This is a genomic window from Brevibacterium sp. OS20, from assembly GCF_056837565.1.
The window spans coordinates 3,439,657-3,456,117 of record NZ_CM166367.1 but is presented as its reverse complement, the minus strand read 5'-3'; the positions used below and the strand labels follow the sequence as shown (position 1 = coordinate 3,456,117).

Annotated in this window: 16 protein-coding genes; 12 read left to right on the top strand and 4 right to left on the bottom strand. The window is 66.0% G+C overall.

All coding sequences use genetic code 11. The annotated features are described in order from the left end of the window. Positions 1-26: 26 nt before the first annotated feature. Complete coding sequence (gene mgrA, locus ACVZTU_RS15485; protein WP_139468011.1) at positions 27-1,067, bottom strand: L-glyceraldehyde 3-phosphate reductase; 1,041 nt, start codon at positions 1,065-1,067, stop codon at positions 27-29. A gap of 40 nt (positions 1,068-1,107) precedes the next feature. Continuing rightward, entirely contained in the window at positions 1,108-1,770 is a 663-nt protein-coding gene (locus ACVZTU_RS15480; RefSeq protein ID WP_139468012.1) for a VOC family protein, read from the bottom strand. Positions 1,771-1,865: 95 nt separating this feature from the next. Between ACVZTU_RS15480 and ACVZTU_RS15475 the strand changes: the two genes are divergently transcribed. The 6 genes from ACVZTU_RS15475 to ACVZTU_RS15450 all read left to right on the top strand — a co-directional run bounded on the left by ACVZTU_RS15475 (position 1,866) and on the right by ACVZTU_RS15450 (position 9,266). Next, on the top strand, positions 1,866-3,251 hold the full coding sequence (locus ACVZTU_RS15475; RefSeq protein ID WP_229663965.1) for a GntP family permease: 1,386 nt from the start codon (positions 1,866-1,868) through the stop codon (positions 3,249-3,251). Between the two features lie 271 nt (positions 3,252-3,522). Further along, on the top strand, positions 3,523-4,299 hold the full coding sequence (locus tag ACVZTU_RS15470) for a GntR family transcriptional regulator (RefSeq protein ID WP_139468014.1): 777 nt from the start codon (positions 3,523-3,525) through the stop codon (positions 4,297-4,299). After that, positions 4,296-5,519: an anhydro-N-acetylmuramic acid kinase gene (locus ACVZTU_RS15465; RefSeq protein ID WP_139468015.1), complete on the top strand. Its 1,224-nt coding sequence runs from the start codon at positions 4,296-4,298 to the stop codon at positions 5,517-5,519. Before ACVZTU_RS15470 ends, ACVZTU_RS15465 begins: the two co-directional genes overlap by 4 nt. 116 nt (positions 5,520-5,635) lie before the next feature. Beyond that, positions 5,636-7,144, top strand: a complete 1,509-nt coding sequence (locus ACVZTU_RS15460; RefSeq protein WP_139468016.1) for a sodium:solute symporter — start codon at positions 5,636-5,638, stop codon at positions 7,142-7,144. Further along, positions 7,141-8,190, top strand: coding sequence for an N-acetylmuramic acid 6-phosphate etherase (murQ, locus tag ACVZTU_RS15455; RefSeq protein ID WP_482400773.1), 1,050 nt, complete (start codon positions 7,141-7,143; stop codon positions 8,188-8,190). Before ACVZTU_RS15460 ends, murQ begins: the two co-directional genes overlap by 4 nt. Further along, entirely contained in the window at positions 8,187-9,266 is a 1,080-nt protein-coding gene (locus ACVZTU_RS15450; protein WP_139468018.1) for an N-acetylglucosamine kinase, read from the top strand. The genes murQ and ACVZTU_RS15450 overlap by 4 nt, the downstream gene beginning before the upstream one ends. A gap of 7 nt (positions 9,267-9,273) precedes the next feature. On the opposite strand, the gene ACVZTU_RS15445 is transcribed toward ACVZTU_RS15450, so the two are convergent. Continuing rightward, on the bottom strand, positions 9,274-9,780 hold the full coding sequence (locus tag ACVZTU_RS15445; protein ID WP_218973623.1) for a GNAT family N-acetyltransferase: 507 nt from the start codon (positions 9,778-9,780) through the stop codon (positions 9,274-9,276). A 312-nt stretch (positions 9,781-10,092) separates the two neighbouring features. Here ACVZTU_RS15445 and ACVZTU_RS15440 point away from each other — a divergent pair, with 312 nt between their 5' ends. From ACVZTU_RS15440 to ACVZTU_RS15425, 4 genes are all read left to right on the top strand, one after another. Next, positions 10,093-11,700, top strand: coding sequence for a glycosyltransferase family protein (locus ACVZTU_RS15440; protein WP_482400772.1), 1,608 nt, complete (start codon positions 10,093-10,095; stop codon positions 11,698-11,700). A gap of 239 nt (positions 11,701-11,939) precedes the next feature. Next, a complete protein-coding gene (locus tag ACVZTU_RS15435) occupies positions 11,940-13,391 on the top strand; it encodes an FAD-dependent oxidoreductase (protein ID WP_482400771.1) in 1,452 nt (483 codons plus the stop codon). After that, entirely contained in the window at positions 13,388-13,957 is a 570-nt protein-coding gene (locus tag ACVZTU_RS15430) for a GNAT family N-acetyltransferase (protein ID WP_482400770.1), read from the top strand. Before ACVZTU_RS15435 ends, ACVZTU_RS15430 begins: the two co-directional genes overlap by 4 nt. Before the next feature lie 10 nt (positions 13,958-13,967). Next, a complete protein-coding gene (locus ACVZTU_RS15425) occupies positions 13,968-14,219 on the top strand; it encodes a PspC domain-containing protein (RefSeq protein ID WP_139468021.1) in 252 nt (83 codons plus the stop codon). A 14-nt stretch (positions 14,220-14,233) separates the two neighbouring features. On the opposite strand, the gene ACVZTU_RS15420 is transcribed toward ACVZTU_RS15425, so the two are convergent. After that, a complete protein-coding gene (locus ACVZTU_RS15420; RefSeq protein ID WP_434591666.1) occupies positions 14,234-15,235 on the bottom strand; it encodes an aldo/keto reductase in 1,002 nt (333 codons plus the stop codon). A gap of 101 nt (positions 15,236-15,336) precedes the next feature. Here ACVZTU_RS15420 and ACVZTU_RS15415 point away from each other — a divergent pair, with 101 nt between their 5' ends. Together ACVZTU_RS15415 and ACVZTU_RS15410 are read left to right on the top strand one after the other, a co-directional pair. Continuing rightward, a complete protein-coding gene (locus ACVZTU_RS15415; protein ID WP_482400769.1) occupies positions 15,337-16,176 on the top strand; it encodes a helix-turn-helix transcriptional regulator in 840 nt (279 codons plus the stop codon). A gap of 60 nt (positions 16,177-16,236) precedes the next feature. Beyond that, entirely contained in the window at positions 16,237-16,449 is a 213-nt protein-coding gene (locus ACVZTU_RS15410; protein ID WP_039209588.1) for a hypothetical protein, read from the top strand. Positions 16,450-16,461 lie beyond the last annotated feature (12 nt).

Below are 16,461 nucleotides of genomic sequence, written 5' to 3'. Positions count from 1 at the left end.
TTGAGCCTTGCGGAGGGCCGCTGACTTCACTCGGCAGTGCTGCGTCGCGCGTCTCCCCAGATATCGACACCGGAATCGATGGCGAATTCGTCGATTGCCGTGAGCTCTTCGTCGCTCAACGGTGCCGCGTCGAGAGCCGCGACATTGTGCTCGAGCTGTTCGACACGGCTGGCCCCGATGACCAGCGAGGACACTCGGCCATCCCGCAGTGCCCAGGACAGGGCGAGCTGTGCCAACGACTGACCGCGAGCGGCCGCGATGTCGTTGAGCCCGCGGATCCGGGCGAGGTTGTCGGCGCTTAGGAACCCGTCCTTGAACGATGGCTTCGCCTTGCCCGCTCGCGAATCTTCGGGCACTCCGTCGAGGTACTTGTCCGTGAGCAGGCCCTGCGCCAGCGGGGAGAAGCAGATGACACCGAGCCCTTCGTCAGCGGTTGTGTCGAGGAGCTCATCATCTTCGATCCACCGGTTGATCATCGAGTACGAAGGCTGGTGGATGAGCAGGGGAGTGCCGAGATCGCGGGCGATCTGCGAGGCCCGGGCCGTATCGGCGGCGGAGTATGAGGAGATCCCGGCGTAGAGCGCGCGACCGGAGCGCACGGCGGTGTCGAGTGCGCCGATGGTCTCCTCGAGAGGCGTCGAAGCATCGGGACGATGGGAGTAGAAGATGTCGACATAGTCGAGGCCGAGTCGGCGCAGTGACGCATCGAGGCTGGCCAGAAGGTATTTGCGGCTGCCGCCGGGACCTCCATATGGGCCGGGATGCATGTTCCAACCGGCCTTCGTCGAGATGATGAGCTCATCGCGGTAGGGGCGGAGGTCTTCGCGCAGCAACCGGCCGAAATTCGTCTCCGCCGAGCCCGGGGGAGGACCGTAGTTGTTCGCCAGGTCGAAGTGCGTGATGCCCATGTCGAAGGCGCGACGGACGATATCGCGCTGGTTCTGGAAGGCGACATCGTCGCCGAAGTTGTGCCACAGCCCCAGTGACAACGCAGGCAGGACGAGCCCGGATCGACCGACGGGGCGAAAGGTCATCGAGTTGTAGCGGTTCTCGGCGGCTAGGTACACACGGACTCCCTGAACTGGGTGGAAGAGGTCGTATCCCAGCCTACGGGCGAGCGGCCAGCGTGCACACGCAGGCGCGATTGCCGTCGGCGTCGGCGAGGACGGTGAATGACGGCGCCTGAGACTCGTCGACGATCGTGCCTCCGGCGTCGACCGCGGCCCTGATCCGCTCCGGCGCGACCGCCGCCGGCACGGAGACGTCGACATGCAGACGCTGGTGCGGAACCTCGTGTTCTTCGCAGTCCTGGAACCACAGCAGCGGCATCTGTCCGGCAGGATCGACGACATCGGGTCCGGAGACGTTGCTCGCATCCCCGGTCAGGAGCGCCGCCCAGAACGGAGCGATGGCGTCCTGATTTGCGGTATCGAGGCCGAGCTCGAGCAGTGCCGGGATGGTCGGGTCCGCCTTCACCCCCGCCGAGGCGGCCGCCTCGCTGATCTGTCCCGCGAGGTTGAGGTCGCGTTCGGTCACGGCACCGGTGTCGTGGCTGGTCAGGCGGATGTCGACGTGGGGGAAAGTGAGCGTGACATCGGGATGGTGGCCGGCCGCCTCGGCGAGGGACCCGATCTCGGCCACGAGATCGAGCCCGGTGGCGAAGTCGCCGGTGAGGAACCGGGCGCCGATGCAGTCCGGCAGCCCCTGCCAGTCGCCGAGCCCTTGGGAGTCGAGTGCGTCGAGCAGCTTCTGTCCGGTATATGCAGTCATGGCTTCATGCTAGGGACTTCTCCCTCCCACGTGAACCCCTCGCGTGCGAACCCCTCGTTCCCGGATCCAGCAGGCAGGGGCGTAACGTTGCCCCAGTGATTGGCTCAACCGCATACCTCGTGACGCTTCTCTTCGCGTCGATCGCGCTTCTCATCCTCCTCATCAACTGGAAGACGAAGCTGCATCCGTTCCTCGCTCTCCTCATCACCTCCGCCGTGACGGCACTGGCCGCCGGTGAGGAGATCGCCAAGATTCCGGAGACGATCGCCGCCGGAGCCGGCGATACCCTCGGCGAGACCGGTGTCGTCGTCGCCCTCGGAGCGATGCTCGGACGGCTTCTGGCCGACAGCGGCGCCATCCAACGGATCGCGAACCTCGTCATCGAGCACTCCTCGCCGAAGGCCGCTCCGTGGATCATGACGGGTGTCGCCTTCATCATCGGCATCCCGATGTTCTTCGAGGTCGGCCTCGTCGTCCTCATCCCGGTCATCTACGCGGTCGCCTCGCAGCTGGAGAAGAAGACCGGGCAGAAGAAGCTGTGGTACCTGCGCATCCTCGTTCCCGCGATCGCCGCGCTCGCCTGCCTCCACGGCATGGTTCCGCCCCATCCGGGTCCGCTCATCGCCGTGTCCGGACTCGACGCGAACGTCGGAATGACCATCGGCCTCGGCCTGGTCTGTGCGATTCCCACTGTCATCCTCGCCGGCCCGGTCTACGCCCGCTGGATCGCCCCACGGGTCAAACTCGAACCGACCGCTGACCTCATCGACCAGTACACCGGAGCCCGCGCCGAGGTGGACCAGAAGGAACTGCGAACGATTCCGGTCTGGCTCGCCTTCGTCACCGTCCTCGTCCCCGTCGTGCTCATGCTCGTGCACACCGTCGTTCAGCTCGTGGCGCCGGAGTCCTCGTTCGAACCCATCGCCGAGGTGATCGGCAACCCGATCATCGCCATGCTGGCCGGAGTCGTCTTCGCCGCCATCGCACTCGGATGGACCTCGGGAATGGGCGGTGAGCGGATCCGCAGTTCCTTCGGCGACAGCCTCAAGTCGATTGCCGGAGTCATCCTCATCATCGGCGGCGGTGGTGCCTTCAACGAGGTGCTCAAGGACTCGGGCATCGGCGACGCCGTCGTCGGCGCGACCTCTCATCTGGAGATGAACCTCATCCTGCTCGGCTGGTTCATCGGCATCCTGCTGTCGTTCGCCACCGGATCGGCGACCGTCGGAATCACCTCGGCCACCGGCATCGTCGCCCCTCTCATCGGTGATCACTCGGGGGCATACGTGTCTCTGGTCGTCATTGCGATCGGCTCGGGATCGATCGGTCTGAACTGGGTCAACCATGCGGGATTCTGGTTCGTCAAGGAGAGCTTCGGCATGACGATCGGTCAGGCGACGAAGACTCACATGATGGTCCAGACCCTGGTCAGCGTCTTCGGGCTGATCTTCGCCTTCCTGCTCTCACTGCTCTTCGTCTGACGGGTCTCCGCTCGCCCGGTCTCAGCCCGCCCGGCCTCCGCCTGCCCGGCCTCTGACCGCCCGCCCGGTCTCCGCCGTTCAAGCCGGGGCGCAGATATGTCGTGGTCGACGACGCCATATTCGCGGCCCCGCTTGATCGAGGGAAGGGAGCGCTTGAAAGTGAGCGAGCGCTTGATCGACGGCACGAGTGAAACGCCGACCGAGGGTCCAGCCATCACAAAATAGACCAGTGGTCTTGATTTCGCAGTGTGTCCTGTGCCTCAATGGTGGTGTGACGAAATTCCATGCCATCCGTGACCAGCTCCTCGACCGTCTCGAGGACATGGCCGCCGGTGAGCAGTTCCCTCCGGAACGGCAGCTCGCCGAGACGCTCGGCATCTCGCGGATGACCCTGCGCCGCGCCATCGACGAACTCGTCGCCAAGGGCATGGTCCGCAGGCGGCACGGCACGGGTGTCTTCGCACTCGGGCCGAAACTCGACCAACCGCTGGCCGCGAGCTCCTTCACCGAGGATATGCTCGCCCGCGGAATGCGTCCCGGGTCTCATATCCTCAGCTTCGACGTCGCCGAGGCGGGCGCGCACATCGCTCGTCGACTCCATATTGCCGAAGACGACGACGTCATCGCGATCCTGCGTCTGCGCCTGGCCGATGACGAACCGATCGCTCTCGAAGAACTCCACGTCCCCTCGGCTCTCGTCCCGGGGCTGAGTCCAGGTGACCTCGAGGACCAGTCCTTCTACGATCTGCTGCGCCGGAACTTCGGCATCCGCCTCAACCACAGTGTGCAGACGATCGAGCCCACCCTCCTCGACGCCGGCGAAGCTCAACACCTCGGCGTCGAAGAACTCTCACCCGCCCTGCTGTTCGAACGCATATCCCGCGGTGCCGATGACTGCCCCTTCGAGTTCGTCCGCTCCGTCTACCGAGGCGACCGTTACAAGGTCCGCACCGAACTCACCGTCCCCGCTCCGGCCGCATCCGAGGCCGCCCCCACCGGCACCGCTCCCTCCACCGTCACCGACCACACTGGGGGAGTGCAGCCATGATCATCGCCGGACTCATGACCGGAACCTCCGCCGACGGTCTCGACCTCGTCATCGCCGAGTTCCGACCCGACCCCATCAGCGACACGGAACCCACCCCCAGCTTCGACCTCGTCGGCGCCGACCCCACCACCCTGACCGTGCGGATCCTCGCCGAACGCGAAACCCCGTTCGATGACCGGCTCTCCGCCGACATCCTTCGCCTTCTCGAACCGGCAGATCTGCCGTTGTCACTGGTCAGCAGCGTCGACGCCCGGCTCGGCCGATTCTGCGCCGACGCCCTGTCCGAACTCTGCGCCGACCACGACCTGACCCCTGACCTCGTCGTCTCCCACGGACAGACCGTCCGCCACGACATCACCGACGGGCAGGTCACTTCGACCCTCCAGCTGGGACAGCCGGCCTTCATCGCAGAACGACTCGGTGCGCCCGTGATCTCCGATGTCCGCTCCCGCGATGTCGCCGCAGGGGGACAGGGTGCCCCGCTCGTCGGGCTGCTCGACTCCCTCCTGCTCTCCGACGCCGAGGCGCCGACCGCGGTGCTCAACCTCGGCGGAATCGCGAACATCACCGTCATCGAACCAGGCCACGATCCCATCGCTTTCGACACCGGCCCGGCCAACGCCCTCATCGACATCCTCGCCCGCCGCATCACCGACGGTCGGCAGAGCTACGACAGCGACGGCGCGCTCGGAGCAGCCGGCACCGTCGACGAGGACCTGCTCACCGAGCTCCTCACCGAACCCTTCTACGCACGGCCCGCCCCGAAATCGACGGGCAAGGAACTCTTCCACGCCGCCTACCTCGACTCATACCTCGAACCCCACCCCCACCTCGGCGAGCATGATCAGATCGCCACGGTCACCGCGCTGACCGCGCGCACCATCGCCGAGGCGGCCCGCCGTCACGACGTCACCACCGTCATCGCCTCGGGAGGTGGGACGAGGAATCCGGAGCTGATGCGCCGCCTCGGCGAGGAACTGGGCGAGGGCATCGTCCTCACGAGCACGGATGAGGCCTTCGGGCTGCCGGAAGGCAGCAAGGAAGCGCTGCTCATGGCGCTCCTCGGGTGGCTGAGCTGGCACGGACTCGACGGCACTCAGCCCAGTCTGACCGGGGCGATCGGACCGCGCATCGCGGGTCGATTCACTCCCGGTGACGGACCGCTCCGTCTGCCCGAACCCCTCCACCGACGTCCCACCCGGCTGAGACTGAGTGACTGAGACTGGCCGACTGAACCGCGGCCGCCACCGGCAACGCCCGCCCGGCCACACAAACGAACGCACCTCCTGACCACCGATCAACCGACACACTCCACACCCCCAACAAGGAGAGACCAATGCAGATCATCGACCTCCTGGTGATCATCGCCTATCTCGTCGCAACGGCGTGGCTGGGACTGGCACTGAGCGGCAAGCAGAGCAGCCTCAAGGGCTACTTCCTCGGCGGGCGCGACCTGCCGTGGTGGGCCGTCTGCCTGTCCGTCGTCGCCACCGAGACGAGCGCGCTCACCGTCATCGGCATCCCCGTCATGAGCTACCTCGGCGACCTCAACTACCTGCAGCTCGGACTCGGCTACATCCTCGGCCGCGTCATCGTCGCCTACTTCATGCTGCCGCGCTACTACGACGGTGAGATGATCACCGCGTACGCCTACCTGGGCAAACGTTTCGGCCAGTCGACGCAGACCACGGCCGGCGTGACCTTCCTCTTCACCCGACTGCTCGCCGACGGCATCCGCGTGCTCGCCGCGGCCATCCCGCTCAAGGTCATCCTCGACGGGCTCGGCATCCACACGAACTACTTCGTCATCATCGTCGTCCTCTCGCTTGTGACGATCGTGTACACGTTCATCGGCGGCATCAAGGCCGTCGTCTGGGTCGATGTCGCGCAGATGATCCTCTACGTCCTCGGCGGGATTCTCGCGATCATCATCATCTCCGCATCGATCGGCGGCGGATGGCTCGCCGAGGCGGTCGAGGCCGGAAAGACGAACATCTTCGTCTTCGAGGGCAACCCGATCTCTGCGGACACCTCGTTCATCCCGTCGGTGCTCGGCGGCGCCGTGTTCGCGATGGCCTCCCACGGTTCCGATCAGCTCATCGTTCAGCGCCTGCTGTCGTGCCGGTCGAAGCTCGAGGCACAGAAGGCCCTCATCACCTCCGGATTCGTCGTGGTCGTCCAGTTCGCGATCTTCCTCGCCGTCGGCCTGGCTCTCTGGGCGTACTACGATCACGCGCTGCCTGCCGACCTCGGGCTGACCCGCGACGACGAGATCTTCCCGCTGTTCATCATCGAGGGCCTGCCCACGGGAATCTCCGGACTGCTGCTGGCCGGCATCCTCGCCGCCGCGATGTCGACGCTGTCGTCGTCGCTGTCGGCCCTGTCGTCCTCGACGGTCAACGACGTCTACGCGAAGCTCAAGCGCACCCCGATGACCGACGAACAGGGATTCAGGGTCGGCCGCTGGGCGACGATCGGCTGGGGGATCGCGTTCATCCTGCCGGCCACGGTCTTCGAATCCGACTCCGGCAACATCGTCATCCTGGCTCTCGGCATCGCCGGTATCACGTACGGCGGTCTGCTTGGCGCGTTCGTCTTCGGCATCGTCAACAAGCGGGCTAGGGCCGTCGACGCGAACATCGCCTTCGCCCTGGCCGTGGCCGTCAACGCGTTCTTCTTCGTCATGGAGAAGTACGTCACCGGCGAAGTGTGGGTGGCGTGGCAGTGGTACCCGCTGCTCGGCGTCATCGTCACCTTCATCGTCGGCGGCCTGCTGGGTCTGCGCCACAAGACCACAGTCGAAGAGCCCACCATCGCCGAGGCGGAAGGAAGCCCCCGTCCATGACCTCCTCCCAGCCGGGCTCAGCCCGCCCGACCTCGCCGACGTCGGAACCGAACCCGCCGACGTCTGAAACGGCACCGCCGGCCGGCCGGCCGCTGTCGCCGACCGAGCAGCGCAATCCGGCTAGCTCCGGCCTCGACGACCTCGACACCCTCGGGGTGCTCAAGGTCCTCAACGCCGAAGACCACGCCGTCATCGACGCGGTGGCCGCAGCCCTGCCGCAGCTGGCCGAACTCGTCGACATTGCCGCTGACCGCATGCGCCGAGGCGGCCGCGTCCACTACTTCGGCGCAGGCACCTCGGGGAGGCTGGGCGTCCTCGATGCGAGCGAGCTCCTGCCGACGTTCAACCTCGAACCGGGCCGGGTCATCGGGCATATCGCCGGTGGTCAGGCGGCATTGGTCAATGCGGTGGAGAACGCCGAGGACTCCGGGGCCGACGGAACCGCGGCCGGTGCCGAGCTCGGACCCGACGATGTGGCCATCGGCATCGCCGCGAGCGGGTCGACCCCGTACGTCGGCGGGGCGCTCGACGCGGCGCGGGCCAACGGCGCCCACGCTGTGCTCATCTCGAACAACCCGTACGCCTCTCTGGCGGAGAAAGCCGATGACCACATCGTGCTCGACACCGGCCCCGAAGTGATCACCGGATCGACTAGGCTCAAGGCCGGCACCGCCCAGAAGCTCACCCTCAACGGGTTCTCGACCGCGCTCATGGTCGCTCTCGGCCGGACCTGGGACAACCTCATGGTCTCCGTCGTCGCGACGAACGCGAAGCTGCGCGAGCGCACTGTGCGCATCCTCCGCGAGGCCGCTGACCTGGGAGACGCCGACGCGCGGGCTCTGCTCGAGAGCTGCGATGGCGATCTCAAGACCGCTATCGTCGTCTCCTTCACCGAGGCGGCCCCCGCCCTGGCCGGGTCGACCCTGGAGGCCCATGACGGTTCGGTCAGGGCCGCGATCGCCGAGCTTGTCGGGACGAAGAAACCGGTCGGCTCGGACGACGGTACGGACTCGGAAGGTTCCGGCCCGGGTACCGTGGGCGCATGACCCTGATCCTCGGCATCGACATCGGCGGCACCGGCAGCCGAGCCGCGCTCGGTGACGTTGGCGATGCAACTGACCATCGTGGCAATGCCGTTAGCAGACCGGGCATCGCTGACGGCGGGGGCTTCGTCCCACGCATCATCGACCAACTCACCGGCCCGCGGATCGAGATCGGGCCGAGCGGCAGCAACGTCCTTCACGTCGTCCGCGAACTAGTGAGAACGGCCGCGGAGACCTGGCCCGAACGTTTCCCCGAGGTCAGCAGCATCGGAATCGGTGCGACCGGCATCGCCTCCCTCGCTGAGGATCCGTCCGACGTTCTCGCCGAGATCTCCGGCGAGGTCGGGGTGCCCGCAGTCGCCGCGATCGATGCCGTGACCGCCCACCTCGGTGCTCTCGGTGGGGCCGGTGGGGCGATCAGTGTGCTCGGCACCGGGGCGATCGCCATCGCCCATCCGGGTCCGGACGCTGACGGCAAATGGACAGCAGACTGGTCACGAGCCGATGGCTGGGGACACCTCTTCGGCGATCGCGGGGGAGGAGCGTGGCTGGGACGTCATGGTCTCGAACTCGCTTTGCGCACTCAAGACGGAATCGACGAACACGGCCGTGCTTTGCTCGAGGCAGCCACCCGACGCTTCGGCCCACCCGCCTCGTGGCCGGCACAGTTCTATACCCGCAGCGACCGGGCCGGACTCCTCGCCGAAATCGCCGTTGACGTCGCTGATTGTGCCCGGGCCGGCGACACAGCATCTGCCGACCTGCTCCGTGAAGCTGGTCAGGAAGCGGCCCGCAGCGCGCTCGCCGCAGCTCGTTCCGTGCGAACTGACACTGACTCGTCAACGGTAGCCACCGAGGCCTTTCCCACTTCCAACTCCGCGACCCGCATCGCTCTCACCGGGGGAGTCGCGGCCGCCGGCGATCACCTCGTCGAGGGATTCCGCGCCGAAGCCGCACGACTGGATCCGACCATCACCATCGTCGAGCCCGCAGGCGGACCATTGGATGGGGCACTCATGCTCGGTCACCTCGGTGCCGGTGGGACACTGGGCGCACAGGACAAGGTCCTCTGGACCTGATTGGGCGTCAGTCGCCCCTGGCCTGCCGCACCATCCGCACCTCGCGCACCCCGTCGTACTCGTCGGTCTTGACCGTGCCGTCGGGGACGAACCCGTTCTTCGAATAGAACGCCTGCGCGCGGGGATTCGGATCCGCCACCCATAGCGCCGTCGTCACGGACGGATCGACGACGGCGTCGAAGAGATCCTGGCCGACGCCCGTGCCGTGCATGGCTCGATAGGCGTAGAGAACGTAGAGATGCCGGTCTTCGACGCTTCCGTCGGTTTCCGGCGGTCCGCACATTGCAATGCCGACGATCCGGCCATCGGATTCGGCGACGGCGCAGGTGTACTTCGACGGAGCAGCCTCGTCGAGGATCTGCGTCCACATCTGTCCGCGTCGATCGACGAGGTCCGGAGCATCGAGGAGTTCGTCGGGCATGATCCCGCGGTAGGTCTCACTCCAGGTGTCGACGTGGACGCGCGCCATTCCGGCGACGTCGGCAATGACTGCGGGGCGGACTGCAAATGTCATGAAGCGACTCTACCCCCGAGTGCCGATCATTCTCCTGGCCAACGACCATTCACAGCACATGCTGGAGCCCCGGTCGTCGGCACGAAATATTCACCTGACCTGCATCTGCCGACAAACAGCTGTCCAGCCGGGGCACCCAGGATCGAGAGAGTGAGAGCGAACCGCGAACCAGTCACCTCCGTCGAATCGCCAACCTCCGGCCACCCACTTCCTCAACCGCTCCGGCCGTCACCACCCGGTCCTCGGAGCTCCGGCAGGGGAGCCTTCTCGTTCGAGCCGACGGCACCACCGCCCTCCGGCCTCGAGCTGCCGATGGGCCCGCGTACCCGGCTGTACCGATTCTTCGAAGCCCTGCCGGCGGCGATCAGCTTCACCGCGGTCGGGCTCGTGTTCGTCCTCCCGTTCGTCGACGCGATGCTCGGAGCGGTCTATGTGCTCTCGATCGTCGGGCTGATGTTCGTCCGGGCGATGCTCGGGGCGATCGACGTCGCCCGCGGGTTCCTTCGCTACCGACGCAGCGCTCGCGTCGACTGGGCGGCACGCCTGACCGACCTCGAGCGGGCCCTGGACGGTCGCCCTTCCCTGGCGCATCCTCGGGGTGGATTCCGTGCTGCCGACCACGCCGCCCTCGTCGCGAAAGTCAGCGCCGATCCGACCTCGATCATGCGTCCATCGACCCTGCGCCACGCGGTCGTCGTGGCCGCGTACAACGAGCCCTACCCAGTCATCGCCGACACCATCCGCACCCTGCTGCACACCTCGACGAAGCCCGAACAGCTCCTCGTCTTCTTCGCTCATGAGGAACGCGGCGGCCCCGCAATGGCCGAGACAGCTCGGCAGCTCGAAGCCGAGTACGGCCACCGCTTCGGGGCCTTCGTCCTCGTCGAACATCCGGCCGGATTGCCCGACGAGATCGCCGGCAAGGGAGCGAACATCACGTACGCCGGATACCACCTGGCCGAATGGGTCCGTGACGAGGCCATCGACCCACGCCTGGTGATCGTCACGAGCCTCGACTGCGACAACATCCCGCACGAGTCCTACTTCGACTGTGTCGCCTACGAATATGCGACCGCGCCGGACCGGGAGCGTCTGTCGTTCCAGCCGATCAGTCTCTACATCACGAACATCTGGGACGTGCCCGCACCATCGCGAGTAGTCGCCAGCGCGAACTGCTTCTGGAATCTCACGACCACTGTCCGCAGGCTCGCACTGCGCAACTTCGCCTCCCACGCGCAGCCGCTGACCGCTCTGGTCGACATGGGCTTCTGGTCGAAGCGGACCATCGTCGAGGACGGTCACCAGTACTGGCGCAGCTGGTTCCACTTCGACGGGGACTACCGGGTCGTACCCATCCACGTCCCGATCTTCCAGGACGCTGTGCAGGCAGGAACGTTCAAGGCCACGATGGTCGCCCAGTTCAAACAGCTCAGCCGCTGGTCGTACGGTGCCTCCGACGTGCCCTATGTCGGAGTGCGCGTCTTCGCCCCAGGAGCCCGCGTACCGTTCTGGCCGGGAGTGCTCCGGTTCTTCTCCCTGCTCGAAGGGCACGTCAGTCTCGCCTCGATCTCGATCATCATCGCCATCGGCGGGTGGATCCCCTTCGTCGTGGCCACGCAGACGGGGCAGGCATCCTCGTTGGTCGAGCGCATGCCGATGACCGTGGGCATCATTCAGCAGATCGGCATGATCGGACTCATCGTCTCCATCATCGTGTTCAACGCGCTGCTGCCCCCTCGGCCGATCCACGTCCCGCGCGAACGCCGCGTGACGATGTGGCTGCAGTGGCTGCTCTATCCGCTCACGCTGCTCGTATTCAATTCCTCGACCGCGCTGTACTCGCAGTGGTGCCTGCTCACCGGCCGCTACCGCGAACGCTTCGACGTCACCGAGAAGATGGCCGGCGGACGCTCCAACTGACCAGGTGCCGGCAAATCAACTGGTTCAAAGTGTGAGTGCCCGGATTTCAGGCTCCTCTCCTGCACTTTGAACCAGTTGTCACCTCCGTCGCCGAGGCGGTCGGTCGGCTGGCCGGAGCGCATACCCTATTTCCGTCGCCCGGTGCGAGGTCTACGCTGGGAACTGAGCCCCAGCGTTCACAGAGTCAACGGTGCCGCCGGTTCCCGGAGCCGCGGTGCCGTCGAGCCGAGGAGAGTGTCATGGCCGACACCGACACCCCACACACTGCCCGCACCGACACCGACACCCCACACACTGCCCGCACCGACACCGACACCCCACACACTGCCCGCACCGACACCGACACCCCACACACTGCCCGCACCGACACCGAGCATTTCGACTGCATCATCGGCGGAGGCGGGCCTGCTGGAATCGTGGCCGGCCTGCTGCTCGCCCGTGGCGGAGTGAAGGTCGTGGTGCTCGAGAAGCACGAGGACTTCTTCCGCGACTTCCGCGGCGACACCATCCACCCGTCCACTCTGCGACTGCTTGACGAACTCGGCCTTTACCACGAGTTCGCCCGCATTGCTCATCGCCGCGTAGAAGGAGTGACCCTGACCGGGCGAGGCGGCCAGGACATTCTGCTCGCCGATTTCACGCGGCTCAACCTGCCCCATCCGTTCATGACGATCGCGCCCCAGTGGGACTTCCTCAACCTGCTCGCAAAAGCGGGCGAGAACGACTCGAACTTCGACCTGCGGATGGGCGTCGAGGCCGCCTCGTTGATCTGGGACGGAGACCGTGTGGTCGGTCTCCGTGCCCGGAATTCGACCGTCGCCGAGGCGGCCCCACAGTCCGAAGATACCGACGTTCCCCACGGGAAACGTGCTGAACCCGCCACCGACGTTCCCACCCCGGCCACCCTCGAACTCCGCGCACCACTTGTCATCGCCGCCGACGGCAGATGGTCGAAGGCGCGCGCCGAGGCAGGGTTGTCCGTGAGGGAACTGCCGTCGACGATCGATGTGTGGTGGTTCCGCATCGACACCGAGGCGGTGCTGCCCGATTCCGTGGCCCCACGAGGTGGGAACGGAAAGGTCTTCGTCGCCATTCCGCGCGACGGGCACGTGCAGATCGCCCGCCTCATCCCGAAAGGCGCGGACGCGCGATTGCGCGCCGAGGGAATCGATGAGTTGCGTGATGCCGTCGCGGAGACCTATCCGCAACTCGCCGCGGACGTCGGCCGGATCGACTTCGATGACGTGAAGCTTCTCGACGTCCGCCGCAATGAGGCCGAGCAGTGGTTCGTCGACGGCCTGCTGTGCATCGGCGATTCCGCACACGCGATGAGTCCGCTCGGCGGGGTCGGAGTCAACCTCGCGGTGCAGGACGGAATCGCCGTCGCCCGGATTCTCGCCGAGCCGCTGCGTGCCGGGTCGGTGGGGACCGCCGAGCTGCGGCGACTGCAGCTGAGACGACTCCCGACCACTCGTGCCGTCGAACTCCTGCAGGCGGGCATCCATCGGATGGTCGAACCCGCCGTTCACGGGCACCGGCCCATCCGCCCGCCGGCGCCGTTGGAATGGCTGCTGAGGACCTTCCCCGCACTCACCCGCATCCCGGCGCGCATCCTCGGCGTCGGCGTCACTGCCGAACACGCCCCGGATTTCGCACGACGCGAGGAACCGGCATTCGAAGGAGCACGATGAGCCAGATCCTCCAACTGCGACCCTTGAATCCCGCCGATGAAACGGTGATGAGGGACTTCCATGAGCAGCTGCGGGCCGACGACTTCGCATTCCTCCAAGCCGAGGGCACATGGGACGACATCATCGCCACCCACGAGCGCGAGGCCCGCGGAATCGATCTCCCACCGGGACGAGTGCGCGCGGAATTCCTCGTCGCCGAGGTGGACGGGCGGCCCGTGGGTCGCACCTCCATCCGATACGAACTCAACGACTTCCTGTTCGATCTCGGCGGGCACGTCGGATATGCAGTCGCCCCGGAATTCCGTCGCCGAGGATACGCCCAGCAGATCCTGTCCCGCTCGGTCGAACGTCTGCGATCGGCCGGAGTCGAGAGCGTGCTCGTCACGTGCGATGACACGAACATCGCCTCGGCAAGCGTGATCGAACGGTGCGGGGGAGTCCTCGAAGACGTGCGCGAAAACAGTGACGGACCGCCGAAGCGGCGTTATTGGATCGGCGCGGATTCCGGTTTTCCTCAATCGGCCTCGACGGTCAGCACTAGTGCCGCGGTGACGGCAGATCCGTAGAGTCGACGACATGAACTCACTATTCGACTCCATCCGCAGAATCGGTTTCCGTCGCGGTCCCGACCGCATCCTCGGCGGTATTGCCGGGGGCCTCGCCGAGGTAACCGGCATCAACGTCTGGATCATGCGGCTCATCGTCCTCGCCTCGTTCCTCCTCCCCGTACTCGGAATCGGCGCTTACCTCGTCGCGTGGATCCTCACTCCGTGGCAGGACAATTCGATCCCGCTGCAGCAGGTCTTCGGCGGTCGCTCGATCGAGTGACACGCCTGAGCTGATCAGCGTTCGCTGTCCAGCTGCGCCATAAGCGCACTCGGGTAGCGATCGCCACGTACCTCGGTTCTGGAGAGGACCTCGTCGATCTCTGCGAGATCAACTGAACTCAGCTCCACCTCGGTGCTGCTCAGTGTCGCTCGTACCTGCTGGACGGTGCGCGAACCGACGACGGGGACGATGTCCTCACCCTGTGCTGCGACCCAGGCGATCGCCAGCTGGGGCAGCGTGATCCCCTTCGCCGAGGCGACCGAACCCAATGCCGATATGATCGTTTCGTTGTGTTCGAGGTTCTCCCCTTGGAAGCGGGGGAACATCGCTCGATTCCCGCCGGTCTTGCCCGCGAACAGTCCCTTCGCCAGCGCCCCGTAAGCAGTGATGCCGATTCCGAGCTCGCGGCAGGCGGCCAGGATCCCATTGGACTCGATGGAACGGGTGAGCAGCGAGTACTCGATCTGCAGGTCGCTGATCGGAGCGACCGTTGCCGCCCTGCGGATCGTCTCCGCACTGACCTCGCTCAATCCGATCGACCGGACGTACCCGGCCTCGACGAGTTCGGCGATAGCCCCCACGGTCTCTTCGATAGGGATATTCGGGTCAAGGCGTGCCGGCCGGTAGACGTCGACATGATCTGCGCCGAGACGTCGCAGCGAGTAGGCAAAGGAGTTTCGGATTGCATCGGGGCGCGAGTCGAAGCCGATGAAGGATCCGTCAGGTGAGAGCACGGCCCCGAACTTGACCGAGAGGATGACGTCGTCACGGCTGCGCTGGCTCAGCGCACGGCCGATGAGCATCTCGTTGTGGCCTGCTCCGTAGAAATCGCCGGTGTCGATGAGGGTGCCTCCGGCGTCGAGGTAGGTGTGGATGGCGGCGATTCCCTCAGCGTCAGAGGTCGGGCCGTAGGCACCGGACATACTCATTGCGCCGAGGCCGGGCGATGTGACGATGGGTCCTGCGGTGCCCAGTCGGCGATGGTCGATGGTCTGCGAGTTGTTTTCAATAGTCATGTCAATGAGTCTGCTCGCATTGAGCGCCGGTGAGAATGCACTGTCGGTCCAGGGACAAGTTGTCCCTGGCTACTGTCGGGCAGCAGGCAGATAATGGGGCGATGACTGATCGTTCGGGCCTCGCCGATTTCCTCCGCCGTCGCCGCGAGAGCCTGCGACCCGAAGACGTCGGTGTGGGCACCACGGTTCGCCGGCGCACGCCGGGACTCAGACGTGAGGAAGTGGCGATGCTCGCGGGCGTCTCCGTCGACTACTACTCCCGCCTCGAACAGGGCAGAGGAGCGACGCCGTCGGCCGGAGTCGTCAGCGCCGTCGCCCGTGCGCTGCAGTGCGACCGGGACCAGCGCGATCACCTGCTGCATCTCGCAGGACACCCGGTCCCGCCGCGCAGTTCGGACGGGCATATTCGGCCCGGGCTCATCGCCGTGGCGAATCGGCTCGTCGATGTGCCGGCCGTCATTGTCACCGACCTCGGCGAGGTCGTCTGGCGGAACCCGACGGGGCGTGCTCTGTTCGGCGATCTGCCGGAGGAGCCGGGACGTGAGAGGAATCTGATCTGGAAGTGGTTCGAGGACCCGGAGTCACGGCCGATGCCCGAAGAGGACTGGGACAGGATCTCGGCGACACATGTGAGCGATCTGCGGGCGACATACGCCAAGCGGTCGGGTGACCGGCGCGTGCGGGAGTTCATCGCCGACCTCATCGACATCAGCGAGGAGTTCGCCGGACTGTGGGAGCGGCACGACGTCGCGGTTCGCCATTCCGACATCAAAGCGATCGCCCACAAGGACGTCGGTCGACTCGATTTCCGGTGCGAGGTGCTTCTCACTCCCGACGATGACATCTCGCTGCTTGTCTTCTTGCCTCTCGAAGGCACCGAGACAGCGGGTCGTTTGGAGCTGCTCGGCGTCGTCGGGACACAGACTCTGGCCTCGGGGTGAGGTGCGGACCGAGTCAGCACTCGCGGGGAGCACTGCCGACCGATGCGCAAGAATGAAGGCATGAGCGAAAGCGAATCCTCCGCACCGGCTAACCGCTACCCGGCAGCCGACGAGTGGCAGGCGGTCGACAGGTACTTCACCGACACCCTCCTCGGTGAAGACGACGCGCTCATCGCAACACGCAGGTCAGGTGCTGCGACGTCAATGCCCAATGCCGAGGTCGCAGCCAACCAGGGAGCGTTCCGCGGACTCATCATCGCGCGACGACGGTGATCCGTACCCGAG